Origin of the sequence: Micromonospora chalcea (genome assembly GCF_028768405.1) — a bacterium.
Classification (GTDB): Bacteria; Actinomycetota; Actinomycetes; order Mycobacteriales; family Micromonosporaceae; genus Micromonospora; species Micromonospora chalcea.
In genome coordinates this window covers 4,135,005-4,161,181 of sequence record NZ_CP118233.1, presented here as the reverse complement: position 1 = coordinate 4,161,181, position 26,177 = coordinate 4,135,005, and the positions used below count along the sequence as shown (strand labels likewise).

The 26,177-nt window shown below is 71.7% G+C and carries 22 protein-coding genes; 13 read left to right on the top strand and 9 right to left on the bottom strand.

The features are described from left to right. Positions 1 to 50: 50 nt before the first annotated feature. Together PVK74_RS18300 and PVK74_RS18295 are read right to left on the bottom strand one after the other, a co-directional pair. Positions 51 to 593, bottom strand: a complete 543-nt coding sequence (locus PVK74_RS18300) for a phospholipase (protein ID WP_274476868.1) — start codon at positions 591 to 593, stop codon at positions 51 to 53. Positions 594 to 753: 160 nt separating this feature from the next. Beyond that, positions 754 to 2,418, bottom strand: a complete 1,665-nt coding sequence (locus PVK74_RS18295) for a glycoside hydrolase family 10-like protein (protein WP_043328108.1) — start codon at positions 2,416 to 2,418, stop codon at positions 754 to 756. A gap of 274 nt (positions 2,419 to 2,692) precedes the next feature. On the opposite strand from PVK74_RS18295, the gene PVK74_RS18290 reads away from it, so the two are divergent. After that, the gene (locus tag PVK74_RS18290; protein ID WP_043328110.1) at positions 2,693 to 4,186 is read left to right on the top strand and encodes an amino acid permease; all 1,494 of its coding nucleotides are present in this window, start codon (positions 2,693 to 2,695) and stop codon (positions 4,184 to 4,186) included. A 156-nt stretch (positions 4,187 to 4,342) separates the two neighbouring features. After that, complete coding sequence (locus tag PVK74_RS18285) at positions 4,343 to 5,347, top strand: LacI family DNA-binding transcriptional regulator (protein ID WP_113973489.1); 1,005 nt, start codon at positions 4,343 to 4,345, stop codon at positions 5,345 to 5,347. A 152-nt stretch (positions 5,348 to 5,499) separates the two neighbouring features. On the opposite strand, the gene PVK74_RS18280 is transcribed toward PVK74_RS18285, so the two are convergent. The 3 genes from PVK74_RS18280 to PVK74_RS18270 form a co-directional block, all read right to left on the bottom strand. Beyond that, a complete protein-coding gene (locus tag PVK74_RS18280) occupies positions 5,500 to 6,225 on the bottom strand; it encodes a methyltransferase domain-containing protein (RefSeq protein WP_043328114.1) in 726 nt (241 codons plus the stop codon). A gap of 554 nt (positions 6,226 to 6,779) precedes the next feature. Continuing rightward, positions 6,780 to 7,097 carry a hypothetical protein gene (locus PVK74_RS18275; protein WP_043328117.1) on the bottom strand — a complete coding sequence of 106 codons (318 nt, stop codon included), beginning with the start codon at positions 7,095 to 7,097 and terminating at the stop codon, positions 6,780 to 6,782. Positions 7,098 to 7,135: 38 nt separating this feature from the next. Continuing rightward, positions 7,136 to 8,773, bottom strand: coding sequence for an ABC-F family ATP-binding cassette domain-containing protein (locus tag PVK74_RS18270; protein WP_274476867.1), 1,638 nt, complete (start codon positions 8,771 to 8,773; stop codon positions 7,136 to 7,138). An 85-nt stretch (positions 8,774 to 8,858) separates the two neighbouring features. Here PVK74_RS18270 and PVK74_RS18265 point away from each other — a divergent pair, with 85 nt between their 5' ends. The 3 genes from PVK74_RS18265 to PVK74_RS18255 all read left to right on the top strand — a co-directional run bounded on the left by PVK74_RS18265 (position 8,859) and on the right by PVK74_RS18255 (position 10,395). After that, the gene (locus PVK74_RS18265; protein WP_274476866.1) at positions 8,859 to 9,629 is read left to right on the top strand and encodes an ROK family protein; all 771 of its coding nucleotides are present in this window, start codon (positions 8,859 to 8,861) and stop codon (positions 9,627 to 9,629) included. Positions 9,630 to 9,718: 89 nt separating this feature from the next. After that, positions 9,719 to 10,081, top strand: coding sequence for a tetratricopeptide repeat protein (locus PVK74_RS18260; RefSeq protein ID WP_018787684.1), 363 nt, complete (start codon positions 9,719 to 9,721; stop codon positions 10,079 to 10,081). 59 nt (positions 10,082 to 10,140) lie between these two features. Then, positions 10,141 to 10,395, top strand: coding sequence for a Smr/MutS family protein (locus tag PVK74_RS18255; RefSeq protein WP_064446661.1), 255 nt, complete (start codon positions 10,141 to 10,143; stop codon positions 10,393 to 10,395). Between the two features lie 99 nt (positions 10,396 to 10,494). Here PVK74_RS18255 and PVK74_RS18250 read toward each other — a convergent pair whose 3' ends face one another. Together PVK74_RS18250 and PVK74_RS18245 are read right to left on the bottom strand one after the other, a co-directional pair. Then, a complete protein-coding gene (locus PVK74_RS18250; protein ID WP_274476864.1) occupies positions 10,495 to 10,965 on the bottom strand; it encodes a hypothetical protein in 471 nt (156 codons plus the stop codon). A gap of 321 nt (positions 10,966 to 11,286) precedes the next feature. Next, positions 11,287 to 13,665, bottom strand: coding sequence for a M28 family peptidase (locus PVK74_RS18245; protein WP_274476863.1), 2,379 nt, complete (start codon positions 13,663 to 13,665; stop codon positions 11,287 to 11,289). A 311-nt stretch (positions 13,666 to 13,976) separates the two neighbouring features. Here PVK74_RS18245 and PVK74_RS18240 point away from each other — a divergent pair, with 311 nt between their 5' ends. The 7 genes from PVK74_RS18240 (at position 13,977) to PVK74_RS18210 (ending at position 22,690) form a co-directional block, all read left to right on the top strand. Next, on the top strand, positions 13,977 to 15,170 hold the full coding sequence (locus PVK74_RS18240; RefSeq protein WP_064446658.1) for a PP2C family protein-serine/threonine phosphatase: 1,194 nt from the start codon (positions 13,977 to 13,979) through the stop codon (positions 15,168 to 15,170). Positions 15,171 to 15,202: 32 nt separating this feature from the next. After that, a complete protein-coding gene (locus PVK74_RS18235) occupies positions 15,203 to 16,930 on the top strand; it encodes a sensor histidine kinase (RefSeq protein ID WP_064446848.1) in 1,728 nt (575 codons plus the stop codon). Further along, a complete protein-coding gene (locus PVK74_RS18230; RefSeq protein WP_043328130.1) occupies positions 16,927 to 17,379 on the top strand; it encodes a response regulator in 453 nt (150 codons plus the stop codon). Before PVK74_RS18235 ends, PVK74_RS18230 begins: the two co-directional genes overlap by 4 nt. After that, positions 17,372 to 18,181, top strand: coding sequence for an inositol monophosphatase family protein (locus PVK74_RS18225; protein WP_274476862.1), 810 nt, complete (start codon positions 17,372 to 17,374; stop codon positions 18,179 to 18,181). The genes PVK74_RS18230 and PVK74_RS18225 overlap by 8 nt, the downstream gene beginning before the upstream one ends. A 184-nt stretch (positions 18,182 to 18,365) precedes the next feature. After that, on the top strand, positions 18,366 to 19,403 hold the full coding sequence (locus PVK74_RS18220) for a VldE C-terminal domain-containing protein (protein ID WP_064446656.1): 1,038 nt from the start codon (positions 18,366 to 18,368) through the stop codon (positions 19,401 to 19,403). 60 nt (positions 19,404 to 19,463) lie between these two features. Next, complete coding sequence (locus tag PVK74_RS18215) at positions 19,464 to 20,996, top strand: fused MFS/spermidine synthase (RefSeq protein ID WP_274479288.1); 1,533 nt, start codon at positions 19,464 to 19,466, stop codon at positions 20,994 to 20,996. A 71-nt stretch (positions 20,997 to 21,067) separates the two neighbouring features. After that, a complete protein-coding gene (locus tag PVK74_RS18210) occupies positions 21,068 to 22,690 on the top strand; it encodes a serine/threonine-protein kinase (RefSeq protein ID WP_274476861.1) in 1,623 nt (540 codons plus the stop codon). Between the two features lie 56 nt (positions 22,691 to 22,746). On the opposite strand, the gene PVK74_RS18205 is transcribed toward PVK74_RS18210, so the two are convergent. Both PVK74_RS18205 and PVK74_RS18200 read right to left on the bottom strand, forming a co-directional pair. Further along, on the bottom strand, positions 22,747 to 23,415 hold the full coding sequence (locus PVK74_RS18205; RefSeq protein ID WP_064446653.1) for a potassium channel family protein: 669 nt from the start codon (positions 23,413 to 23,415) through the stop codon (positions 22,747 to 22,749). After that, on the bottom strand, positions 23,405 to 24,739 hold the full coding sequence (locus PVK74_RS18200; RefSeq protein WP_113973481.1) for a TrkH family potassium uptake protein: 1,335 nt from the start codon (positions 24,737 to 24,739) through the stop codon (positions 23,405 to 23,407). The genes PVK74_RS18205 and PVK74_RS18200 overlap by 11 nt, the downstream gene beginning before the upstream one ends. Positions 24,740 to 24,845: 106 nt before the next feature. Here PVK74_RS18200 and PVK74_RS18195 point away from each other — a divergent pair, with 106 nt between their 5' ends. Continuing rightward, positions 24,846 to 25,964 (top strand): glycerophosphodiester phosphodiesterase, encoded by a 1,119-nt coding sequence (locus tag PVK74_RS18195; protein ID WP_274476858.1) that lies wholly within the window; start codon positions 24,846 to 24,848, stop codon positions 25,962 to 25,964. Positions 25,965 to 26,177: the final 213 nt, after the last annotated feature.

The following is a 26,177-nucleotide window of genomic DNA, read 5'->3' as shown; positions in this document are numbered from 1 at the left end:
CCGTACTGCGCCGGGGAGCCCGCCGTGCGGCGGACTCCCCGCGTGGTGCGTCAGGCGCGGGCGGCGGCGTGGCGTTCGGCGTCGGCCTTCATCCGGGCGGCGCGGTCGAGGTCGGCCGGGGACACGGCGGCGACCGAACCGAAGACGCTCACCGCCTGGTAGTACGTCCAGGCGAGGCTGTAGCAGGCGGGCCGGACCACCGTGTTGTACGTGGCGCAGACCCGCTTCAGGTCGGCGTAGAAGGCGTTGTCCAGACGGGCCTTGTTGGCGGAGAAGACGCCCATCGCCTTGTGGTTGCGGTAGCCGAAGTCGTGCCGGTAGCAGGAGAGCTTGAAGTTGAAGCCGATCGGGTTGTCCGGGCTGGACGAGCAGTAGTCGGTGGACCAGTCGAAGCCGTACTCGGTCCAGGGGGACCGGTTCTGCCGGGCGCTGTTCCAGGCGTTGTAGCTGGACGCGCTGGTCTGCGTCCAGCTGGTCAGGACGGACAGCTTCTGCTGGGTGCTCACCGCGGCGGCGGCCGGTGTGGCCAGACCGAGCAGGGTGAGCAGGGCGAGTGCGCCGGCGGCGAGGGTGGTGGTGAGGCGACGGGACACGGGAACCTCCGCGTGGTGGTGGCCGGGATCTCCGGGTGTCGACAAGTGTCGATCAAAGGGGTGAGCTGGGGCGATGCCCCGGGGAACGGCTCGCTGACATCCGCCTGAACAGACGAATGCCCCCGGACCGGCGAGGCGGCCCGGGGGCATTCGGGGTGAATCAGCGGACGAAGCGCGGCGGGCTCGCCGGGCTCTCGTTCGCCAGCCGGTCCAGCGCGGTCACGTAGTAGGTGTACCGGGCGCCGTCGGCCGCCGTGGTGTCCACCCAGGACTGCACGGCGCCGTCGGTGGCCCGCACGGTGCCGACCAGGTGCGAGGCGTCGGCGAAGTCGCAGCGCCCGGCCAGGCCGTGCCCGTCGAACCGGTAGATCGCGTACGACGCGGCGGTGCCGAGCGGGCCCTTGCCGTCGGCCGGCTGACGCCAGCTCAGGCGTACCCCGCCCGCCTCCCGCTGGGCCTTGGTGACCACCGGGAACAGCAGCGGCTTGCGCGGCAGGTGCGTCATGGTGGGCACCAGCGCGGGGCGGGAGTAGTGCTCGGCGGCGTAGATGTCGGTGGCGCCGAGCCGGTTCGCCCGTACCTGCACCGCGGAGAAGTGCACGTTGCCGAGCACCTCCGGGTACGACCGGTTGAGCGTCAGGTGGTTCGACAGCTCCTGCGGGTTCATCCAGAACGACCCGTACGCCGGGTCACCGCTCTTGTAGTCGGCCTGGCCGATGTAGAGCTGGACCCGCGTGCCGCGCACCTGCTCGGCCCACCACGGCACGAGCCGGGCGTAGTCCGCGGCCGGGTACTGGCCGATGTACCAGTAGAGCTGCGGCACGATGTAGTCGATCCACTCCTCCTTCACCCACTTGCGGGAGTCGGCGGAGATGATGTCGTACGACTGCGAGCCGGTGGTGTCCGAGCCGTTCGGGTCGGCCGACGCGTTGCGCCAGATGCCGAACGGGCTGACGCCGAACTTCACCCACGGCTTGACTGCCTTGATCTTGGCGTTCATCTCCTGGATCAGCAGGTTGATGTTGTCCCGCCGCCAGTCGGCCTTGTCCGTGAAGCCCCTGTTGTACGCCGCGAACGTGGCGTCGTCGGGCACCTGGTGGGTGCCGCTCGGGTACGGGTAGAAGTAGTCGTCGAAGTGCACGCCGTCGATGTCGTACCGCTTGACCGCGTCCATCATCGCGGTCTGGACGAACTCGCGGACCTCGGGGACGCCGGGGTTGTAGTAGAGCCGGCTGCCGGCGACGCCGGCGGGCGGGTAGGCGAAGACCCAGTCGGGGTGCTGGCGGGCCGGGCTGTCCGGGGCCAGTTGCGACAGGTCGGCGCCGGCGCCGCCGGGCGCGGGCATGGAGACGCGGTACGGGTTGAACCAGGCGTGGAACTCCAGGTTGCGCTTGTGTGACTCGTCGACCAGGAAGGCCAGCGGGTCCCAGCCGGGGTTCTTGCCGCGTACTCCGGTCAGGTACTCCGACCACGGCTCGTACGGCGAGGGCCAGAACGCGTCGGCGGTCGGGCGGACCTGGACCACGACGGCGTTGTGGTTGAGCTTCTGGGCCAGGTCGAGCCAGGCCAGGTATTCGGCCTTCTGCTTGGCCACCTGGTCCGGCGCGGTCCAGGAGTCCTTTGTGGGCCAGTCGATGTTCGTCACCGACGCGATCCACATGGCCCGGAACTGGCGCTTGGGGGTGGCCGGGTCGGTGACGCAGTCGGTGGAGGGGGAAGTGGCGGTGCTGGTGTCGTCGGGTGCGGCCTGCGCCGGCGTGCCGGCGACCAGCGCGCTGAGCAACGCCGCGGCCAGCGCGGCGGCTCCGAGCCGAGTTGCCTTCATGCGGTGCGGTCCCTTCGTCGGGTCCGGGGGGACGATCGGCGGGCGGGGTTGCGGCAAGATTCGCCGCACTGCCCACGCCTCCGGTAGGAAACTTTCATCTATCCGTGTCCGGCGCAAGACCTTGACCGGTGATCGATGTCCCGCGCCGTCCGACCTCGGCCGGATCGTGACGATTCCGATACCTGCCGTGCGGGATTGGAGCGGAAAACGGCTGGGTAGCTAGCCCGGTCACAGACCGCCACCGTGGCGGCCACACGGCGGGGGAGGTGATCAGATGTCGGTCCTGCGAACCAAGCCGATCGGGGACGTGCTCGCCCAGGGCGACGCCGACGGCGAGGACGGCAAGCCGGGACTGCGGCGCCGGCTCGGCGCGGTCGACCTGATGGGCTTCGGCATCGGCATCGTGATCGGCACCGGCATCTTCACGCTCACCGGTGTCGAGGCGCGCAACAGCGCCGGGCCGGGCGTGGTGATCTCGTTCGGCATCGCCGGCCTGGTCGCGCTGCTCGCCGCGCTCTGCTACGCCGAACTGGCCAGCAGCGTGCCGACCGCCGGCAGCGCCTACACCTACGCGTACGCGACGATGGGCGAGATCGTCGCCTGGATCATCGGCTGGGACCTGCTGCTGGAGTTCGCGCTCGGCGCGGCGGTGGTGGCCCGCGGCTGGTCCGGCTACCTCGCCGACCTGTTCGGCCTGCCCAGCGCCTGGTTCGCCGAGGAGGGCAGCGTCGTCAACCTCGGCGCGATCGGCATCGTGCTGGTGCTCGGCGTGGTCGCCATCGTCGGCATCCGGGAGTCCGCCCGGGTCACCAACCTGCTCGTGCTGGTCAAGGTGGCGATCTGCGCCTTCGTCATCATCGCCGGGCTGTTCTTCGTCAAGGCGGCCAACCTCAGCCCGTTCATCCCGGCCGCCGAGCCGGCCGGCGCCGGGGACGACGGCATCAAGCAGCCGGTCACCCAGGTCATCTTCGGGCTGGAGCCCTCCGTCTTCGGTTTCGTCGGGGTGCTCACCGCCGCCGCAGTGGTGTTCTTCGCGTACACCGGGTTCGAGGCCGTGGCGAACCTGGGTGAGGAGACCCGCAAGCCCAAGCGGGACCTGCCGCTGGGTCTGCTCGGCACGCTGCTCATCTCCACGGTGCTCTACATCGGCGTCTCGCTGGTCGTGGTCGGCATGGTCAAGTACACCGAGATCGACGAGGGCGCGCCGATCGCGTCCGCGTTCCGGGCGGTCGGCGCCGGCTGGGCCGCGGTGCTCGTCTCCATCGCCGCCGTCGCCGGGCTCACCAGCGTGATCCTGGTCGACCTGGTGGCCATGGGCCGGATCGGCTTCGCCATCGCCCGGGACGGGCTCATCCCGCCCGCCATCGCCAAGGTGCACCCGCGCTGGGGTACCCCGTACCGGATCGCCGGCATCATGACCGTCGCGGTGGCGCTGCTCGCCGGTTTCCTTCCGCTGTCGGCGCTGGCCGACCTGGTCAGCATCGGCGCGCTCTGCGCGTTCACGCTGGTCGCGATCGCGGTGCCGATCCTGCGCAAGCGTCGGCCCGACCTGGAGCGGCCGTTCAAGGTGCCGTTCTCGCCGGTGTTGCCGATCCTCACCGCCGTGGCGTGCCTCTACCTGAGCCTGAACCTGTCGGTGGAGACCTGGCTGCGGTTCCTCGCCTGGATGCTGATCGGCGCGGTCATCTACTTCGGGTACGGCCACCGCAAGAACCGGCTCGCCCGCCGCGAGCACTCGGACACCCCCGAGCCCGCCCCCACCCCCTGAGGCGGGCACCGCGGAGCCCTCTCGACGCGCGGGTCGGGAGGGCTCCGCCCTGATCGACCGTGAATTTCTGCAACGTTGTAACTCTCCGTGTGAAGAGGTCGTCACGTCGTCGTGAGGCGGTACAGTGCGGCCAGCGTTCACCGGGAGGACAGTTCAGTGCGGCACAGGCTCAAGGACGTCGCGGAGCGGGCCGGAGTGTCGGTGAAGACCGTTTCCAACGTCGTCAACGGCTACCAGCACGTACGCGCCGACACCCGGGCCCGGGTCGAGGAGGCCATCGCCGCGCTCAACTACCGGCCCAACCTGTCGGCCCGCAACCTGCGCAAAGGGCGTACCGGGGTGATCGCCCTGGCCGTGCCCGAGCTCGACATCCCCTACTTCGCCGAGCTGGCCCGGCACGTCGTCACCGCCGCCGCCGACCACGACTGGACGGTGCTCATACACCAGACCGGCGGCGGCTCCGAGCAGGAGCGCAAGGCCGCCAGCGGCATCGGCGACCACATGATCGACGGCCTGATCCTGAGCCCGCTCGCGCTCACCTCCGACGACCTCGCCGCCCTGCACGGCCTGCCCGTGGTGCTGCTCGGCGAACGGGTCGACAACGGCCCCGCCGACCACATCATGATCGACAACGTGGCCGCCGCCCGGGAGATCACCGCCCACCTGATCGGGCTCGGCCGCCGCCGGATCGCCGCGATCGGCTCCCAGCGCACCCCCGAGGGCGCCAGCGCCCGGCTCCGCCTGGCCGGCTACACCGCCGCGCTGGCCGAGGCCGGCATCGCGTACGACGACCGCCTGGTGGCGCCCGCGCCGGCCTGGCACCGCGCGGACGGCGCCGCCGCCATGCGGCACCTGCTCGCCACCGGGGTACGCCCCGACGCCGTCTTCTGCTTCAACGACACGCTCGCGCTCGGCGCGCTGCGCGCCCTGCACGAGGCGGGCCTGCGCGTGCCCGAGGACGTCGCGGTGGCCGGCTTCGACGACATCGAGGACGGCCGCTTCTCGATCCCGACGCTGACCACAGTCGCCCCCGACAAGGAACGCATCGCCCGCCTGGCGGTCGAGTTGCTGGCCGGACGTCTCGGCCCCGACCGCGACTCCCCACCCCGCGAGCTGGTGACCCCTCACCACCTAGCCCTGCGAGAGTCCGCCCCCCTCTAGCCCCGCGTCTCAGCCGCGTCCCGGCCGCGTCCCGGCCGCGTCCCAGCCGCGTCGATCATGAAGTTGGCGGCGATGTCGATCTCCTTGAGTGCCGCCAACTTCATGATCGACGGGGTGGGTCCGGGTCCGGGGTGGGTCCGGCTCGGCCGGGGTCAGTCGAAGAAGCGGGCCAGGTGGGATGCGGGTGGGGGCGGCGCGTCCGGGGGCAGGGGAGTGAGGTCGGCGAAGACCGACGCGCCGTCGCAGCCGACGTGCAGCGGATACCAGCGCGGCGTACCCGGCGGGCGCTGACCGCAGATGCCCTTGAACGTCTGCACGTCCAGCAGGCGTACGTGGGTCGGGTCGGCCACCGCGTTGACGTGCCGCCACCAGGGGCTCATCACGTGGAGCACACCGCCGGGCCGCAGCACCCGGTGGCACTCGTCGAACAGTGGCAGGAAGTCGATCAGGTGCTCGACGATGTGCACCGCGAAGAACACGTCCACCGAGGCGTCGCGCAGCGGCAGCGAGCCGGCGAGATTGGCGACCGCGTTCACCCCCGGCGCCGGATAGATGTCCAGCCCCAGGTTGCCCGGCCACTGCTTGGTCGCGCCGCAGCCCAGGTCGACCACCACCGGCGCCCGCCCGCCCACGGCGACCCGGCACCAGACCCCGAGTACGCCCGACAGCCGGCCGATCAACTCCCGTACCAGCCGCAACTGCGCCGGGTCGGCGACCGCGCCGGTCAGGTGCGCCACCCCCCGGTCGAAGCGCACCTCGACGGTCGTCCCGCGTAGCCGCTCGTCGTGCCGGACCAGGTCGGCCCACGCCTCGGCGAGAAACTCGTCGGTCTGCCGGAGTCGCTCACCCGAGAGCGCGGTCTGCCCCATCGCCACCATGCGCCACCTCCGGCGGCCCGTTACCCCCATTTCACCCCAATATGCCCCGACCCGTCCGCCGTCCTCCTCCACCCCGTCCCGCCGTCCGCCCCGCCCCACCCCGTTGATCAAGGAGTTTGTGTCACCAGAAGACGCCCGCGAGGACACAAACTCCTTGATCACCGGGGCGCGTCCGAGATCTTGGAAGATTTCGGCGGTCATGGGGGCACTTTCCTTCCAAGATCTCCCGCGACTCGGGGATCAAGGAGTTCGTGCTGGCGTCGGCGTGGATGGACCCGAACTCCTCGATCGCGAGAGGCCACCCCCACCCCGTTGATCAAGGAGTTTGTGTCCTTTTTCGAGGGCGACGTCCACACGAACTCCTTGATCACCGCCGGTTTCGGGTCGGGGGTGCACGCTCCGACGGGCGGCTTGGGGTGGGCGCTGTCGATCATGGAGTTGTGGCCCGGGCCAAGCTCGCAAAAGGGGCAAACGGAGGGCCGCAACTGCAAGATCGACGCGCTGAGGGGCGGGAGGGGCGGGGAGGGAGGGGTGGCGGGCGGGAGGGAGGAGGGTCAGGGGGAGAGGGTTCGGCGGATGGTGCGGGAGCTGCGCATCCGCTGGCGCGGCTGGGCGGCCGCTGCCTTCGGGCGCTTGAGGTGGTAGCGGTGCAGCTCGTTGTTGCCGGGCAGCGACGGGTCCTCGCTCATCGCGACCAGTTCCCAGCCCTGGTCACCGGCCCGGTTCAGGTGGGCCAGCGCGGTGTCGCCGTACGGCGTGACGTCGATCATGGAGCCGTCCGGGCCGTACCAGATGAAGACGACCTCGAACCCGAGGTCGGTCGACGCGGGTTGACGACGACGGACCAGCAGCGCGTACTCCCACTTGAGCATGCGCTCATTGTGGACCCGCCCGGCCGACTCGGCACGGATCAGTGTTCGGCGATCCGTCCGTCCGCCACGCGCAGCCGCCGGTTCACGCTCACCACGTCGAGCATCCGCCGGTCGTGGGTCACCAGCAGCAGCGTGCCCGGGTAGCTCGCCAGCGCCGATTCGAGCTGCTCGATCGCGGCCAGGTCGAGGTGGTTGGTCGGCTCGTCGAGCACCAGCAGGTTCACGCCGCGCCCCTGCAGCAGCGCCAGCGCGGCCCGGGTCCGCTCGCCGGGGGACAGCGTCGCCGCCGGCCGCAGCACGTGGTCGGCGCGCAGCCCGAACTTCGCCAGCAGCGTCCGCACGTCCGCCGGGGCGAGATCGGGTACGGCGGCGCCGAACGCGTCGAGCAGCGGCTGGTCGCCGAGGAACAGTCCCCGGGCCTGGTCGACCTCGCCGACCACCACGCCGGGGCCGAGCGCGGCGTGCCCCTCGTCCAGTGGCAGCCGGCCGAGCAGCGCGGCGAGCAGGGTGCTCTTGCCGGAGCCGTTCGCCCCGGTGATCGCCACCCGGTCGGCCCAGTCGATCTGCAGGTCCACCGGGCCGAGCGTGAAGCCGCCACGGCGTACCACTGCTCCTCGCAGCGAGGCCACGACGGCGCCGGCGCGGGGCGCGGCGGCGATCTCCATCCGCAGCTCCCACTCCTTGCGCGGCTCCTCGACCACCTCCAGCCGCTCGATCAGCCGGGCCGTCTGCTTGGCCTTCGCGGCCTGCTTCTCGGTCGACTCGGTGCGGAACTTGCGGCCGATCTTGTCGTTGTCGGTGGCCTTGCGGCGGGCGTTCTTGACGCCCTTCTCCATCCACGCCCGCTGGGTGCGGGCGCGCGCCTCCAGGTCGGCCTTCGTGTCGGCGTACTCCTCGTACTCCTCGCGGGCGTGCCGGCGCGCCACCTCCCGCTCCTCCAGATAGGCCGCGTAGCCACCGCCGAAGTGGTTGACCTGCCGCTGATGCAGGTCCAGCTCGACGATCCGGGTGACGGTGCGGGTGAGGAACTCGCGGTCGTGGCTGACCACCACGGTCCCGGCGCGCAGCCCGGTGACGAAGCGTTCCAGCCGGTCCAGCCCGGCCAGGTCGAGGTCGTTCGTGGGCTCGTCGAGCAGGAAGACGTCGTACCTGCTGAGCAGCAGCGACGCGAGCCCGGCGCGGGCGGCCTGCCCGCCGGACAGGCCGGTCATCGGATGGTCGAGGCCGACGTCGAGACCCAGCTCCGCGGCGACCTGCGCGGCCCGCTCGTCCAGGTCCGCGCCGCCGAGGTCGAGCCAGCGTTCCAGAGCATTCGCGTACGCGTCGTCGGCGCCCGCCGCCCCGGCGGTGAGCGCCTCGGTGGCGGCGTCGAGCGCGGCCTGCGCGGCGCTGACCCCGGTGCGCCGGGCCAGGAACTCGCGGACCGTCTCGCCCGGCCGGCGCTCCGGCTCCTGCGGCAGGTAGCCGACCGTCGCCGTGGGCGGGCTGAGCGAGACCGTGCCCTGCTCGCGTGGGACCAGCCCGGCGAGGGTACGCAGCAGCGTGGACTTGCCCGCGCCGTTGACCCCGACCAGACCCACCACGTCGCCGGGCGCGACGACCAGGTCGAGGTCTTCGAAGAGGAGGCGGTCACCGTGGCCGGCGGTGAGGTCCTTGGCGATCAACGTGGCGCTCATCAGGGCACCGAGCCTACCGGCGTGCGCATCCGGATTACCGCGACCCACGCTTGCGGCGGCACCGATCTGAGGGAGACTCACAGCCGTGGTGACCACACTGGCGATCGACTGCGGTGGCGGCGGGATCAAGGCCTCCGTGCTGGATGCCGCCGGGACCATGCGCGCGCGGCCGTTGCGCGTGCCCACGCCGTACCCGCTGCCGCCTGCCTTGTTCGTCAAGACGCTGCTGGATCTCGGCGCCCGCCTGCCCACGGCGGACCGGCTCACCGTCGGCATGCCCGGCATGATCCGGCACGGCGTCGTGGTGGCGACGCCGCACTACGTGACCCGCTCCGGGCCGCGCAGCCGCGTCGACCCCGAGTTGCTGGCCGAGTGGTCCGGCTACGACGCGCGCACCGCGCTGGCCGAGGCGTTCGGCGTACCGGCGCTGGTGCTCAACGACGCCGAGGTGCACGGCGCGGGCGTGGTCGCCGGGGCCGGCTGCGAGCTGGTGCTGACACTCGGCACCGGGCTGGGCAGCGCGCTGTTCGACGGCGGGGTGCTGGCGCCGCACCTGGAGCTGTCGCACGCGCCGGTGCGGTGGAACACCACCTACGACACGTACGTGGGGGAGCCGGAACGGCGGCGCCTCGGCGACGCGTTCTGGTCCCGGCGGATCCGGCAGGTGGTGGACGGCCTGCGGCCGGTGTTCCGCTGGGACCGGCTGTACCTCGGCGGCGGCAACTCCCGGCTGATCCGGCCCGAGCAGGTGGCCCGGATGGGCGACGACGTGGTGATCGTCCCGAACACTGCCGGAATCGTCGGCGGTGTCCGGGCCTGGGACCTGGTCGGCGGCCGGTACGACCCCACAACCTGATCTTTCGCCCCGCAGGAACACTCGCGCTCCCGCCGGTGTTGTGCCAGCGTCGGACCAAGGGCCTGGCGCGACACGAGGAGGTGGGTCGAGTGGATCTTCTGGCGGAGTACCGGCGGGCGACCATGTTCTTCGAAGCGGGTGACCCGACCGGAGCGGCCCGGCTGCTCGAACCGATCATCGAGGCCGAGCCGGACAACTCGTCGGTCCGGCAGCTGCTGGCCCGCGCCTACTTCCAGTCGGCCCAGCTCAACCGGGCCGAGGAGCAGTTGCGCGAGCTGGTCGACCGGGACCCGAGCGACCACTACGCGCACCACGTGCTCGGCCGCACGCTGGAGCGGATGAACCGGCCCGTGGACGCGCTGCGGCACCTGCGCATCGCGGCCGCGATGTACTCGACGAACACCGACTACGCCACCGCGCTGCGCCGGGTGGAGGGCAAGGTCGGTCGTTGACTGATCACGCGGAAGGGCAGCCCGGGCGGGCTGCCCTTCCGCGTACCTAGGATGGGACCGTGAAGCTCAAGCTCGACCTCCACGACATCTACAACAAGGGCCACGACATCGATCGTGCACTGCGCGGGATCATCGACGAGGCGGTGGCGAAGAAGGCCACGCTCGTGGAGATCATCCCGGGTAAGGGGTCGGGCGCGCTGAAGAAGAAGGTGCTGCGGTTCCTCGACCAGAAGGACGTGAAGCAGCTCTACCACCGGGTCGAGAAGGACTCGAAGAACTTCGGCCGTTTGTTCGTGCATTTCCGCTGGAAGTAGAACCGGCATGCCCCCTGACCTGCGTCCTGGGTCGTTCAGAGGGGGCCGAAAGCAAGATCATGCCGTTTCCGGGTGCTCCGGCACGTACCGCCGTCCGGGTCAGAACTTGGGGTTTATGTAGCTACCCCAGGTCCAATTCTGGTCTTCATCGCTCATGCCGCGGATATCAATATCGAGCGGTTCGAGGTGGGCCGCCGGAAGGGGGTCCGAGTCTACGATAACTTGCAGGGAGCCGGTGAGAGTGTAGTATCCGGAACGCGGATCAATGCACTCTTTCCAGTTGTAGTTCGCGGCAGTGAGATAGATGCTTCTTTCCTGATAGCCTTCCTGGTTGAGCATGACGTGACCCCACGAGTAGGTACCCGAGGCGAGCTGGATCTGCCTGGAGATGCACGCAGTGGCCATGCCTTCCGCCGGGATCCGCGCAAGCTTCGTCGACTTGGTCAGGTAAGCGGTTGCGGCGGCATTCGCAGGAGACGCGACTCCAACCAGACCTGCGGCTATGAGAATCGACGCAACAGCGGACCGCAATTTAATCAGACGCAAGGAATCCCCCGATAGTTGGGCCACACACCTTCCGTGAGCGGCCGGTGCCCGTTGCTCGTAGCAAGCTATCGAGGAAGATGAGCGGGCGCAAGGGCATGATGTCTGTCACGAAGCGCTACCGCTCGTAAGCATTTCCTGGTTGTTGCGCTCAGGCACTCCTGGATGGCTAATGGCGCAGTCGGGGGAGAGTGCCGTTCAACATCAGGCCGTTTACCGGCCGCCCCATCGCTGTCAGCACGATCGGGCGCGGCTTGCTCTAGCTTGATCCACTCCAGTACGCCGAAGTGGCGGTATCCCGGCGCGGGGATACCGCCACTTCGGCGAGGTGGTGCAAGTAAGTGGCGGTCAGAGCGGGTACGTGCGCGCCACCGCCAGCATCTCCGAGCTGTGCGAGCCGACCACGCCCACACCCTCCGGCCGCTCCCGGAACCCGGGCACCCCGGAGAGCCCGTCACTGGCGTCCATCGCGCGCACCGAAACGGCCCCGGCGCCGGGCACGAGCGTCAGCGTCACCTCGACACCCTCCGGCGGCGGGGCGTGGAACACGATCCCGAACCCCCACTTCCCGCCGCCCGGCTCGACCGGCACGTCCCGCCCGGCCACCGAGGCGGACCGCACGGTGGCGGTGCTGGTGTCGACGTGCAGCGTGAGTAGGCGTACCTGCCGCTGCGGCGTCACGCGCAGGCGCAGCACGCGCTGGTCACCGGTGCGGGTGTCGGAGAGCAGGTCCAGCTTCGGGGCGGGCACGGGCGCCGCGGCGGCCGGTCCGGCGCGCATCTCACTGTTGCCCAGCCCGGGGAAGTCGTCGGCCACCGCGATGCTCCGGTCGACGTAGCCGTCGGTCCAGGGCTGCGGCTTCTCCTCGCGGGTGAGCCAAGCCGCCTTCCCGGTGCCCGCGTCCAGCGCGTACATCAGGTGGGTCGGCACGGGATGCGCGGCGTCGAAGCGGTCCACTGCGAGGCCGACCCCGGCGAGCACCACCGCCGCCAGCGCGGCGGCCGCGGCGGGCAGCGCGCCGAGCCGGCGTGCGCGCAGCGCGAGCAGGCCGCGCTGGCCGCCGGCCCGGGGGTGCAGCAGGTCCACCACCGGGAGTACGGCGAGGCCGAGCAGCACCGCGACGAGCGCGGCTACCGCGCCCATGCCCATGCCGAGCGCCGGGAACAGCAGCACCACCGGCGGCAGCAGGATCACCACCGCCACCGCGGCGGCGAGTGTCACCGCGACCACCGGCCACGGTCCGTCGCGCCGGGTGGCGAGCGCGGCGAAACCGGCGAGCGCGCCGGCCAGGGCGGGCAGTGTCGTCAGGTACGCCCCACCGGGCACCGCCACCGCCAGCAGCACGCCGAACACGGCGAGCCAGGCCAGCCCGCCGAACGCCAGCGCGGCCGGGCCGACCCGTCGGCGCAGCAGCGCGTACCAGCAGAACAGCACCGCGGCGGAGAGCGCCACCACGGCGAGCCGATACCAGACCGGGCGGTACGGGTCGAGCAGTTCGGCGTACCCGGGGCGGATCGTGGTGATCGCGGCCCAGAGCAGCCACGCGCCGAGCGGCGCCACGACGACCGGCAGCAGGGTGAGGCCGAAGCCGGTGGCGAGCGTGCCGGCGGTGGCGCGGCCACGGCGGCGCAGGAGCCAGCCGAGCGCGCCGACGGCGAGTAGCGCGGCGACGGCGAGCGGCAGTGTCAGCCAGCCGGGGTAGCTCACCAGGCCGCCGAGCACCGGGAAGTAGGTGTCGTCGTGGTCGGCGCTCAGGTCGCCCAGGTCGGTGCGGCCGAATTCGCGGGCCAGGCCGAGCGCGTTGTCGCCGTGCATCTGGAGGCTGCCCCGGTCCACCCGGGCCGGCACGTCCAGCGGGGTGTGGTAGATCGCGCCGCCGTCGATGTACGCCGAGTTCAGGCCCACGAATTTGCGGTCGAGGAACGCGGTGAAGTCGGTGTCGTTCGGCAGCGCGCGGTAGATCTCCACCGCGAACGAGGTGCCCACCGGGTGCGGCGCGGCCTTGCCGAACACCTCGACCAGCTTCGCGTTGTTCCGGGACGTCTCGAACATGATCACCGGGCCGGTGGAGCCGCGCGCCTCCAGGTTGAGCACCACCCCGCCGTCACGGGCGAGCGGGTGGTCGGCGGCGAACCCGGCGGCCCCGCACAGGCACGCCTCCTCCGCGTCGGTGAGCACGAAGACGATGTCGTTGCGGGGGCGCGGGCCGGTGGTGAGCGCCCGGGCCACCTCCAGGATCGTGGCGGTGCCGGCGGCGTCGTCGTTGCCGCCCGGCCCGGTCTGCACCGAGTCGTAGTGGGAGACCAGGAACACTTTTCCGGTCGGGTCGGTGCCGGGGAGCCGGGCCACCACGTTGCGGACCCGGGCCAGCGTGGCCCCGCCGGCCGCGCCGGACAACTGCCCGGCCTCGGGCGCGACCGCGTCCTGCACCTCGGTCTGCAGGCCCAGCCCGCGCAGCGTCGCCACCAGGTGCTCGCGTACCCGGTCGTTCGCGGCGCTGCCCGCCACGTGCGGCTCGGCCGCGATCACCTCGACGTTCCGGTACGCCCGGGCGGCGCTGAACTCGCGCTCGGGCGCGTCCGCCGGGGCCGGCGCCGGGGTGGAGAGGCCGACCAGGACGCCCGCCCCGACGGCGAGCAGCGCGATCAGCGCGGCGACGGCGCTGGTCAGCCGGCGGCGGGGCCTGGTGAGCGCCCGGTCGGCGGGACGGGTGGGGGGTGCGCCCACGGGGACTCCTCGGGGTGGATCAACGGGGTGGGCATCATCCTGCACCCCCGGGGGCTGCGGCGGCAGTCCTCGGACGGTGCGCTGCGGGCGTGACAGCGCTCCCGGCGTAACATCGTCTGTCGACCGTGCCGCTGTGGAGGTGGACCGGTCACCCGCTCCGCCGCGCCGGTGTCGGCCGCGTTGTGTATGACTGTGGTCTGAGTCAGGATCAGCAGGGCATTCGGAAGGAGCCCGACATCACCAGCGAACTCCCGCGACTCGCGGCGGTTACCCGACCGCAGCGGGGTTCCGGCGCGTCGGGCGCCGTCCACGTGCCGTCGGCCGGGGCGGGGCTGCACGGCGGCGTACCGCCGGGCGAGCGGCTACGGGTGCTGCTGGTCGAGGACGACGAGGGCGACGCCTTCCTGGTCGGCGAGCTGCTCGCCGAGACCAACTCGATGATCGACCTGCTGGTGGCGACCAGTCTCAGCGAGGCCCGGCAGCGGGTGATGGGCGTGGACTGCGTGCTGCTCGACCTGGGCCTGCCGGACGCGCAGGGCCTGGACGGGCTGCGCCGGGTGCTGGAGATGGCCAGCGGCGCGGCGGTCTGCGTGCTGACCGGCCGGTCCGACGAGCACCTGGGCATCGTCGCGGTCGCCGAGGGCGCGCAGGACTACCTGGTCAAGGGCCAGGTCGACGGGGTCCTGCTGACCCGGGCGCTGCGGTACGCGGTGGAGCGCAAGCGGGCCGACGAGAACGCCCGCCGGCTGCGTGAGGTGGAGCTGCGCCAGGCCGAGTCCGCCCGCCTGGAGCGCGGCCTGCTGCCGCAGCCGTTGATGACCACCGACGAGGTGTCGGTGCACACGTTCTACCGGCCCGGCCGGCACGCCGCGCTGATCGGCGGCGACTTCTACGACGTGGTGCAGACCCGGCCTGACCGGATCGACCTGATCGTCGGCGACGTCTGCGGGCACGGCGTGGACGAGGCGGCGCTCGGCGTCGAGCTGCGCGTGGCCTGGCGGGCGCTGGTGCTGGCCGGGGTGCCGGACGACGAGGTGCTGCCCGCGCTGGAGCAGGTGCTGATGAGTGAGCGCCGCCTCCAGGAGATCTTCGCGACGGTGGCCACCACCCGGCTCGACCTGGCGTCGGCGCGGGCCACCGTACGCCTCGCCGGTCACCCGCCGCCGCTGCTGCTCAGCGGCGGCACTGTCGCGCCGGTGCCGGCCAGGGGCGGGCTGCTGCTGGGCGTACGGCCGCGCCGCCCGATCGCCTTCGACCTGGAGTTCGACACCGACGACTGGTCTCTGCTGATGTACACCGACGGCCTCATCGAGGGCCGGGTGGACGGCGGTGACGAACGGCTCGACGTGCCCGGTCTGACCGATCTGCTCGCCGACCCGGCCAACCGGGCGGTGCCGCTGTCCGAGCTGCCCGCCTGGCTGGTGGGGCGCGCCGAGCAGATAAACGGTGGCCCGCTGGCCGACGACGTGGCGATGTTGCTGGTCACGCGGGGCAGCGGCCGGTGAGCGCGAGCGCGAAGGGCGACGGGGAGGAACCGGTGAAGGCGTACCAGCAGGGGTGGACCCTGCGGCGGCGGGTGGCCGCGCTGCTCGGCGTGGTGGTCGTGCTGCTGCTCGGGTTGGCCGGCGCGGAGGCGGCGGTCGCCGCGCAGAACCGCCAGAACATCGACGCGGTGCTGCTCAAGACCGGTCCGCTGCGGGTGCAGGCGCAGGAGCTGATGAGCGCGCTGCTCGACCAGGAGACCTCGGTGCGCGGGTACGCGGTGAACGGCGACCGCACCGACCTGGAGCCGTACCAGGAGGGCGTGAAGCGCGAGCAGAGCCTGGCCGCCTCGATCCGCGATCTCTCCGCCGACTACCCGGACGTGCGCCGGTCGCTGGACGTGGTGGAGCAGAAGACCGCGCAGTGGCGGAGCCAGGTGGCCGAGCCGGTGATCAGCACGGTCGAGCGGGACGGCGCGGCGGCGGGCCAGGCGCTGATCACCGACGCGACGCGGCAGCAGTTCGACGGCATCCGTTCGTCGGTGAACACGCTCCAGGACGAGATCCTCACCGTCCGGCAGGAGACCGCCGACCGGGTCAACGCGACGAGCAACACGCTTGTCGTGCTGCTGATCATCGCCGCGCTGGTGGTCACGACGGCCGGCGTGGTCATGCTGCTCTCGCTGGACCGGATCCTGATCCGCCCGCTGGCCGCCCTGGTCGGCCAGGTGCGTGAGGTGGCCGACGGCGACTACCGGCACCGCATCGAGGGGTCCGGGCCGCCGGAGTTCCGCCGCCTCGCCGAGGACATCGACCAGATGCGGATGAAGATCGCCCGCGAGCTGGACGAGGTACGCGAGGCGCGGGAGCGCATCGAGTGGGTCAACAGCCAGTTGCAGAAGCAGGCCGAGGAGCTGACCCGCTCCAACCGTGACCTGGAGCAGTTCGCGTACGTCGCGTCGCACGACCTGCAGGAGCCGCTGCGCAAGGTGGCCAGCTTCTGCCAGCTCCTGCAGCGGCGGTACGCCGGGCAGCTCGACGAGCGCGCCGACCAGTACATCGCGTTCGCGGTGGACGGCGCGCAGCGCATGCAGCGGCTGATCAACGACCTGCTGGCGTTCTCCCGGATCGGCCGGCTGACCACCGGTTTCACCGAGGTCGACCTGAACAAGGTGATGGGCGACGTGGCGGGGCAGACCGAGGCGGCCGTGCAGTACGCCGACGCGGAGCTGACCTGGGGCGAGATGCCGACCATCCGCGGCGAGGAGCCGTTGTTGACCAACCTGCTGGTCAACCTGGTCAGCAACTCGGTGAAGTTCCGCCGCCCGGATGTGCCGCCGAAGGTGCACGTGTCGGCGCGGCTGGTCGACGGCGAGTGGGAGATCAGCTGCCGGGACAACGGCATCGGGATCGAGCCGGAGTTCGCCGACAAGATCTTCGTGATCTTCCAGCGGCTGCACTCGAAGGACGCGTACCCGGGCACCGGCATCGGGCTGGCGATCGTCAAGAAGATCGTGGAGTATCACGGCGGCCGGGTCTGGGTGGACACCGACGCCGACGAGGGCACCACGATCCGGTTCACGCTGCCCGCGCTGGAGGCCGACATCGAGGCCGCCAAGGCGGCGGAGGCGGCGGAGGTGGCCGAGGCCGGGGAGCAGGCCGAGGCCGCCGAGGGTGACCCGGCGGCCGTCGGGCGTCAGCCGGACGGCGAAGCACGCGAAGAGCCGCCCGCGGAGGCGGACGGACACGGTACAAACGGTGGCATGAAGGAGACGGTGGGATGACCGCGCCCGCGGACGGCAAGAGCCCGATCGAGGTCCTGCTCGTCGAGGACGATCCGGGCGACGTGCTGATGACCCAGGAGGCGTTCGAGGAGCACAAGCTCCGCAACCGCCTCACCGTCGTCTCCGACGGCGCCGAGGCGCTCGCGTACCTGCGCCGTGAGGGCCAGTACGCGGACGCGGTGACGCCCGACCTGATCCTGCTCGACCTGAACCTGCCCCGGCGCGACGGCCGGGAGGTGCTGGAAGAGATCAAGAAGGACGGGGAACTGCGCCGCATCCCGGTCGTGGTGCTCACCACCTCGCAGGCCGACGAGGACATCCTGCGCAGCTACCAGCTGCACGCCAACGCCTACGTGACCAAGCCGGTGGACTTCGAACGCTTCATCTCGGTGGTCCGCCAGATCGACGAGTTCTTCGTCAGCGTGGTCAAGCTGCCTCCGCGTGGCTGACCCGCTGCTGGACGACGTCGGCGCGCTGCTGCGGGAGGCGGCGGCCAAGGTCGTCGTGCCGTTGTTCCGCCGGCTCGACGAGGCAGACATCTCCGAGAAGGCGCCCGGCGAGGTCGTGACTGTCGCCGACCGGGAGGCCGAAGCGCTGATCTCCGAGGGTCTGCGTCAGTTGCTGCCCGGTTCGGTGGTGGTCGGCGAGGAGGCCGTCGCCGAGGACCCGGACCTGCTGCGGCACCTGCGCGGCAGCGGTGACGTATGGCTCGTCGACCCGGTCGACGGCACCTCCAACTTCGCCGCCGGGCGGCGGCCGTTCGCGCTGATGGCGGCGCTGCTCACGGACGGCGTACCGGTGGCTTCCTGGGTGTACGACCCGCTGGACGGCACGATGGCGGCGGGCCGGCTCGGCGCGGGCACCCGGCTGGACGGAGCGACGCTGCGGACGCCGCCGGCGGAGCCGCGGGTGGGCGCGCTGCGGGGCACCGCGGCGACGAAGTTCCTGCCGCCGGACTTCCGCCGCCAGGTGGAGGAGGGCGGGCGCCGCATCGGTGAGTTGCTGCCCGGCCAGCACTGCGCCGGCCGGGAGTACCTGGACATCCTCACCGGCGCGCAGCAGTTCGTGTTGTTCTGGCGCACCCTGCCGTGGGATCACACGCCGGGCACCCTGCTGGTGCGCGAGGCCGGCGGTGTGGCCCGCCGCTTCGACGGCGCCGACTACCACCCGGCCGACGACGGCAAGGGACTGCTCGTGGCGGCCAGCCCGGACGTCTGGGACGAGGTGAGCGCCGCCCTGCTGGGTGGTTGAGCGGCGCTGCGCGACGGCCACGGCACGCTGCGTCGACGCCAGCCGCCGTACGCCGTCTCCGGCCTGGCGTGTCGCGCGTGTTCCGGTATCGTGACCGGCGGTCTCCGCCAGCAGGCCGCCGACCGGCGCCGGCGGAGACGCCGCTCGGTGTACGGGGGCCGGCGGTCGACGGAAGGACCATCACGTGCCCAGGACCAGCTCTACCGGCCGGCGCGCCCGGCGGTCGCTGCTCGCCGCGTTCGCCGCGCTGGCCGTGCTTCTCGGCTCCGGCGTGGCCGCCGGGCCGGCCGCCGCCGTACCCAGCCCGAACGCCCCGAACGAGGGCGGCAGCAAGCAGCTGCGGGCGGCGCTGGAGGCGGCGGCGAAGGGCCACATCGAGGCCCAGAACAAGCTGGAGAACTCCAAGCGCCGGCAGAAGGCGCTCGACACCCAGCTCAAGGACATCGAGGTACGCCTCGTCGGGCTCAGCGCGCAGGCCGGTGAGGTGGCCGCGCAGTCGTACCGGATGGGCCGGCTGACCGCGACGTCGATGCTGCTGGCCAGCGCCGACCCGAACGACTTCCTCAAGCGCGCCGCCGAGCTGGACGTGATGGCCCAGCGGGACAGCAAACGGCTGCGGGAGCTGGCCGACGCGAAGGCGCAGGCGGCCGAGGCGAAGCTCGCCATCGACGCCGAGGTGCGCGAGCAGGCCAAGCAGGTCGCGGTGCAGGCCCGCAAGAAGAAGGACGCCGAGGTGGCGCTGGCGAAGGTCAGCTCCGGCGCCGGGTCCGGGTTCAACGGCACCTCCTCGTCGGCGAAGCCCGCGCCGCGCAACTCGGACGGTTCGTGGCCGTCGGAGTCGTGCTCGGTGGACGACCCGACGCCCGCGTCCGGCTGCATCACGCCGCGCACGCTGCACATGCTCCAGCAGGCCAAGGCGGCCGGTTACAAGCGCTACGCCTCGTGTCACCGCAGCGGTGGCGGCGGCGAGCACCCCAAGGGCCGGGCCTGCGACTTCTCCGCCGCCAGCGGCGGGTTCGAGGACAAGACGGCCACCGGCGGCGACAAGGCGTACGGCGACAGCCTCGCCGCCTGGGCGAAGAACAACGCGAACCGGCTCGGCATCATGTACGTCATCTGGTATCGGCAGATCTGGATGCCGAACACCGGCTGGCGCGCGTACAGCGGTGGCGGCAGCCCGGCTGCGGACCACACAAACCATGTTCACATCTCGATGTATTGACGCGGCCCGCCGGCGGCGCTGCGTACCATCGCCACGGTGAGCAGCACATCGTCCGACGTCATGGCGGAACCGGCGGCCGACGCCCCGGTTCCGCCGCGGGCCCTCCCGAACGGGCTCGCCGCGTTCCTCGTCTTCTTCTCCAGCGGCGCGGTGCTGGTGCTGGAGACCGTCTCGTTGCGCCTGGTCGGCCCGTACGTCGGGGTGACGCTCCAGGTGACCAGCTCGGTCATCGGCATGGCGCTGGCCGCGATCGCGTACGGGGCGTGGTTCGGCGGGTGGCTCGCCGACCGGCGTGACCCGCGTACCCTGCTCGCCCCGGCGCTGGTGCTGGCCGGCATCGCCACCGCCGTCACGCTGCCGATCGTCAGGTACGCCGGTGAGGTGCTGCGCGGCGGCGCGGCGAGCGCGGTGCTCCTGCTGACCGCGCTGACCGTGGTGCTGCCGGCGGCGCTGCTGGCCGGGATCACCCCGCTCGTGGTGAAGCTTCAGCTCGCCGACCTGCGCCGCACCGGCCAGGTGGTGGGCAAGTTGTCCAGCATCGGCACGCTCGGCGGCATCACCGCCACGCTGGGCACCGGCTTCGTGCTGGTGGCCGCGCTGTCCAGCTCCGTCATCGTGCTGGGACTCGCTGCCGCGCTCGGGGTGACCGGGCTGGGGCTCGGCGTGTGGCTGCGACGGCAGGCCGGGGCCGGCGGGCCGTCCACGCCGGGCCGGGTCAAGGCCGCGCTGGCGTTGCTCGGTCTCGCCGCGGCGGGGCTCACCGCTGCCGCGCCGAACCCGTGCGACGTGGAGACCGCGTACCACTGCGCCCGGGTCGAGGTGGACCCGTCGTGGCCGCAGGGACGCACGCTCTACCTCAACTCGGCCGAGCACTCCTACGTCGACCTGAACGAGCCGAACCACCTGAAGTACGCGTACACGCAGTGGATCGGCCTGGTCGCGGACGTGGCGCGGCCGGCGAAGCAGCCGATGGACGCGCTGCACCTGGGCGGCGGCGGCTTCACCGTGCCGAACTACCTGGCCGCGACCCGGCCCGGCACCGACAACCTGGTGTTCGAGCTGGACGGCGGGCTGGTCGAGCTGGACCGGCGGGAGCTGGGCCTGCGCACCGGCCCGAAGATGCGCGCCGAGGTGGGCGACGCGCGGGTGCTGCTGCGCGGCGAGCCGACCGACAGCCGCGACTTCGTCGTCGGCGACGCGTTCGGGCACCTGGTGGTGCCGTGGCACCTGGCGACCCGGGAGATGGCCGCCGACATCCGGCGGGTGCTGCGCCCGGACGGGATCTACGTGCAGAACGTCATCGACTACCCGCCGGGCCGGTTCATCCGGGCCGAGCTGGCCACGGTGAAGGCCGAGTTCGCGCACGTCGCGCTGATCGCGCCGCCCGGCGCGATCGACGGGGAGCAGGGCGCCAACTTCGTGATCGTCGCCTCGGACGCGCCGCTGCCGCTCGCCGCGATCCCGCCCGGTCTGAAGCTGCTGCCGGAGCGGGCCGAGCTGATGGACGAGGCGGCGGTGACCGAATGGGTGGGCGACGCGATGGTGCTCACCGACGACTACGCGCCGGTGGACCAACTCCTCGCGACCGCCTGAACGGGTGACTTTCCTGACCGATTCCGACCGCTGAGGTGTACCGGGGCCCACTTCGGGCAACAGGACCGACCATGGGTGGACCGGTCAGGAACGGCGTGCAACTGCTCGGCGAGCGCTATCGGCTCGTCGAGCAGTTGGGTGCGGGCGGCATGTCGGTCGTCTGGCGCGGCTACGACGAGGTGCTGGGCCGCCAGGTGGCGGTCAAGGTGCTGGCCTCACGGCTGGCCAGCGACAAGGCGTTCCGGCACCGGATCCGGGTGGAGGCGCAGGCCGCCGCGCGGCTGTGCCACCCCAACATCACCAACGTGTACGACTACGGCGAGTCGGTCCAGGTCGGCCTGACCGTGCCGTACGTGGTCATGGAGCTTGTCGACGGCGGTCCGCTCAGCGGGCGGCTCGGCCGCGACGGGCAGCTTCCGTGGCGGGAGGCGATGACCATCGGCGCGGAGGTCGCCTCGGCGCTCGCCGCCGCGCACGCCCGTGGCGTGGTGCACCGGGACGTGACCCCGGGCAACGTCATGCTGACCCCGACCGGCGTGAAGGTCGTCGACTTCGGCATCTCGGCGCTGGTGGGGGAGAGCGACAAGGGGCCGGACGGCGCGCTGCTCGGCACGCCGGCCTACCTGGCGCCGGAGCGGCTGGACAACGGCCACGTCTCGCCCGCCACCGACGTGTACGCGGTCGGGCTGCTGCTGTACCGGATGCTCACCGGCCGTCTGCCGTGGCAGGCCAGCACCACCACCGAGATGCTGCGCGCGCACATGTACCGCGACCCGGACCCGATGCCGCCGGTGCCGGGCCTGCCCGAGCCGGTCGCCGCGCTGGTGCAGCGGTGCCTGGCCAAGCGCCCCGAGGACCGCCCGGCGACCGCCGAGGTGGCCCGTACGCTCGCCGAGGCGGCCGGTATCGCGGCGATCGTGCCGGTGTCACCGGCGTTCGGCCGGATGGACCCGGCGCTCGCCGAGAACGCGGGCACCACGATCCTGCCGTGGTCGGCGGAGACCGACGCGTTGCCGTTCTCGGCGGTGCGTACCCGCACGCGGCGGGCGGTGGCGCGGCGGCGCAAGGTGGAGGCCGGTGTCGCCGCCGTCGGCCTGATCGCGGTGACCGCCACGATGTGGGGACTGACGTCGCGGAGCCCGGCCAGCGGCGGTGTCGAGCCGACCGAGGCGCGGATGAGCCTGCCCGAGCCGACGCCCTGCGCCGTCGACTACTCGCTGCGCCGCGACACCGGCAAGGACTTCGCCGCCGAGTTGACGCTCACCAACACCGGTGACCGGGAACTGCGCGGCTGGACCATGAACTTCACGTTCCCCGGCAAGCAGACGGTCACCACGGCCCAGCCGCCGGCCCGGCAGGAGGGGCGTACCGTGTCGATTCCCGCGCCCACCGCGACCCCGGCGCTGGCGCCCGGCGCGTCGGCGAAGCTCACGCTGGCCGGCCGCTACACCGGGAGCAACACGCTGCCGGTGGAGTTCACCGTCGGCGGCAAGAGTTGCGGCGTGCAGGTGTCCGGGATCGCCGGCTCGGCGCCCACCACCGCGCCGCCGGTGAAGACGCCGGTCAAGTCGCCCACCAAGTCCACCGCGAAGACCACCACCAAGAGCGGGCCGGCGAAGCCCAAACCGGCGAAGCCCAAGGCCGCACCGAAGCCCGGCAAGGGCAAGGAGGGCCCCAAGGGAAAAGCACAGTAGACCAGTCGAAGGGGGGTGGGCCGGGCAAGGGCAAGGGCCCGAAGAAGGACTGACGGTCAGGCCAGCGCGGAGAAGCGTTGCACCTGGGTGATGCCGCCCTCCACGATGAGCACGCTGTCCGCCTCCAGCACCGTGTCCGGTCCGACGTACCGGAACCGTTCCCCGGCCTGCTTCTCACCCACCACCATCACGCCGTACCGGTCCTGCGGCGCGATGTCGCGCAGCGACCGCCCGACCAGCGGCGCCGGGACCTTGACCTTGGCGATGGCGAAGTCGTCGTCGAACTCGATGAAGTCGAGCATCCGGCTGACGATCAGATGCGCCACCCGCTCACCGGTCTCCGCCTCGGGGAAGACCACGTGGTGCGCGCCGACCGAGTGCAGGATCTTGGCGTGCTTCTCCGAGGTGGCCCGCGCCCAGATCTGCTCGATCCCCAGCTCGGCCAGGGCCAGTACGGTGAGCACGCTCGCCTCCAGCGACGCCCCGATCGCGACCACCACCCGGCGGAAGTCCGCCAGCCCGAGCTGGCGCAGCACCACCTCCTCGGTGGTGTCCGCCTGCACCACCCGGTCGAGGTCGGCCGACCAGTGCTGGACCCGCGCCGGGTCGTGGTCGATCGCCAGCACCTCGTAACCGAGGCGGGACAGCGAGTCCGCGAGGCGCGAGCCGAACCGGCCCAGGCCGATCACCGCGATGCCGGTCTCCTCCGGGCGTCTAGCCGACAATGGGTTGCTCCTCCGGGTAGCGGTACAGCCGTCGACGGGTGTTCAACGCGATGGCCGAGCCGAGCGTGAGCGGCCCGACCCGGCCGATGTACATGAGCGCGATCAGCACGTACTGACCGGGTGGGGAGAGCTGCCCGGACACCCCGACGGTCAGGCCGGTGGTGCTGAACGCGGAGGTGACCTCGAACAACGCGGCCGAGAACGACACGTGCGAGGTCAAACCGATCAGGCCGACCGTCCCGCCCGCCACGAGCGCCACGCTCAGCAGCGCCACGGTCAGCGCCTGCCGCTGGCTGGCCGCCGCCACCCGGCGGCGACCGACAGTGGTGTCCGGCTCGCCCCGCAACTCGGCCCAGATGGCGAAGCCGAGCAGGAAGAACGTGGAGACCTTGATGCCGCCCGCGGTGCTGGCGCTGCCGCCGCCGATGAACATCAGGCCGATCAGCATGGGGTAGCTCTCGTCGGTGAGCCGCCCGACGTTTATGACGTCGAAGCCGCCGGTACGGCTCAACGCGATCTGGGTGAACGACGCCAGCAGCTTGCCCGGCACGTCGTAGGTGCCGATCGTGAACGGGTTGCCCCACTCGGCCATCAGCAGGTAGGCGACGCCGAAGACGGTCAGCACCACGCTGCCCCAGACGGTCAGCTTCGTGGCGACCGCCCAGCGCGCCGGCTGCCGCCACTCGCGTACCGCCTCGAACAGCGCCGGGAAACCGAGCCCGCCGATGATCGCCCCGATGCTGAGCGGCAGCGCCACCCAGCCGTCGCGGGAGAACGCGATCAGACCGTCCGAGTAGAGCGCGAAGCCGCCGTTGTTGAACGCCTGCACCGAGTGGAACACCGCCGACCAGAGCGCCCGGCCCGGCCGGTAGTCGTAGGCCAGGAACAGGCGCGCGGCGACCACCGCAGTCATCAGGGCCTCGGTGACGAAGACGGTCGCCGCGATGCGCAACAGCAGCCGGCGTACGTCGCCGAGGCCGAACTCGGCGGTCTCCGCCTGCACGAGCAGCCGGTTGCGCAGACCGAGCTGGCGGGAGACCGCCAGGATCACCAGCGACGCCCCGGTCAGGATGCCCAGGCCGCCGAGCTGCGTCAGCACGGTGATCATCACGAGCCCGAAGCCGTTCCAGTAGTTCGGCGTGTCGGTCACCGCCATCCCGGTCACCGACACCGCCGACGTGGACGTGAACAGCGCGGTGACGAACGGGGTGTACCGCTCCTCGCTGGTGGCCCAGGGCAGCATGAGCAGACCGGTGCCGACCAGGATCACCGCCAGGAACCCCAACGGCACCAGCCGTACGGGCTTCCGGAGCAGGCGGCGCATCCCGTCATCTTCCGTCCGGAGATTCACCGGCAGGTCAGGAACCGACCAACTGGCGGTCAACCGCGCCCGGTCTGCTGTGCGTACCCATCGACGACAGGAGACGGCGTTGCGACGTACCCTTTCCGCCCTCGGCGTGGCCGGCGCGCTGCTCGCGGCGGCTGTGGTGGTGCCGGCCGTGGCCGCCCAGGCCGGCCCGGACCACCGCGCCGCCGAGCAGGCCCGCGCGACCCAGCGGCCGATCGTGATCGGCCACCGCGGCGCGAGCGGCTACCGCCCGGAGCACACCCTGGAGGCCTACCGGCTCGCCATCCGGCAGGGCGCCGACTTCATCGAGCCGGACCTGGTCGCGACCAGGGACGGCGTCCTGGTCGCGCGGCACGAGAACGAGATCTCCGGTACGACAGACGTGGCCGTCCGCCCCGAGTTCGCCGCCCGCAAGGCCACGAAGACCATCGACGGGGTGACAGTCACCGGCTGGTTCACCGAGGACTTCACGCTGGCCGAGCTGAAGACGCTGCGGGCCAAGGAGCGGCTGCCGCAGGTGCGGGTCGCGAACACCGCGTTCGACGGCAAGTTCGAGATCCCGACGTTCCAGGAGGTCATCGACCTGGCACGGACCGAGTCGAAGGCCCGGGGCCGGACCATCGGCGTCTACCCGGAGACCAAGCACCCCACCTACTTCGCCTCGATCGGCCGCCCGCTGGAGGAGCCGCTGGTGGCGGTGCTGCGCCGCAACCGGCTCACCCACCGCGCCGACCCGGTGTTCGTGCAGAGCTTCGAGACCGCCAACCTGCGCAAACTCGACAAGATGATCGACGTACGGCTGGTGCAGCTCATGGACGCCAGCGGCGCGCCCTACGACTTCGTCGCGGGCGGCGACAAGCGGACCTACGCGGACCTGGCCACGCCCGCCGGACTGGCCTGGATCTCCCGGTACGCCGACGGCGTCGGCCTGAACAAGAACCTGATCGTTCCCCGCGACTCCGCCGGACGGCTGCTCGCGCCGACCTCGGTGATCCGTGACGCGCACCGGCAGAAGCTGGTGGTGCACGCGTGGACGTTCCGGGCCGAGAACCAGTTCCTGCCGGTGGACTTCCGCATCGGCACCGACCCGAACGCGCGTGGTGACATCACGTCCGAGTACGAGCTGTTCTTCGACCTGGGCCTGGACGGCGTGTTCAGCGACCACCCCGACACGGCGGTCGCCGCCCGAGCCGGCCGCTGACCGTTGCTCCTGTTCACGGGGTGCTCGCCGTTCCGGCGGGCACCCCGTTAGCGTGCCGGGGTCCGTCGCGCTCGCCCGCTCCCGAGATCTTGGTACGAAACGGCCCCCCGAGGGGCCATCCCGTACCAAGATCTCGGGCCGCTCCATCGATCTTGGACTTGTGGTGCCTCGCGTAAGCCGCGAACCGGGCATCTGAGGCGCCACAACTCCAAG

Bases quoted from the DNA above. Each gene is read 5' to 3' on its own strand.
- PVK74_RS18275 (WP_043328117.1), bottom strand. From the start codon at position 7,097: ATGCTCAAGTGGGAGTACGCGCTGCTGGTCCGTCGTCGTCAACCCGCG.
- PVK74_RS18280 (WP_043328114.1), bottom strand. From the start codon at position 6,225: ATGGTGGCGATGGGGCAGACCGCGCTCTCGGGTGAGCGACTCCGGCAG.
- PVK74_RS18290 (WP_043328110.1), top strand. From the start codon at position 2,693: ATGTCGGTCCTGCGAACCAAGCCGATCGGGGACGTGCTCGCCCAGGGC.
- PVK74_RS18215 (WP_274479288.1), top strand. From the start codon at position 19,464: ATGGCGGAACCGGCGGCCGACGCCCCGGTTCCGCCGCGGGCCCTCCCG.
- PVK74_RS18210 (WP_274476861.1), top strand. From the start codon at position 21,068: ATGGGTGGACCGGTCAGGAACGGCGTGCAACTGCTCGGCGAGCGCTAT.
- PVK74_RS18230 (WP_043328130.1), top strand. From the start codon at position 16,927: ATGACCGCGCCCGCGGACGGCAAGAGCCCGATCGAGGTCCTGCTCGTC.
- PVK74_RS18295 (WP_043328108.1), bottom strand. From the start codon at position 2,418: ATGAAGGCAACTCGGCTCGGAGCCGCCGCGCTGGCCGCGGCGTTGCTC.
- PVK74_RS18270 (WP_274476867.1), bottom strand. From the start codon at position 8,773: ATGAGCGCCACGTTGATCGCCAAGGACCTCACCGCCGGCCACGGTGAC.
- PVK74_RS18200 (WP_113973481.1), bottom strand. From the start codon at position 24,739: ATGCGCCGCCTGCTCCGGAAGCCCGTACGGCTGGTGCCGTTGGGGTTC.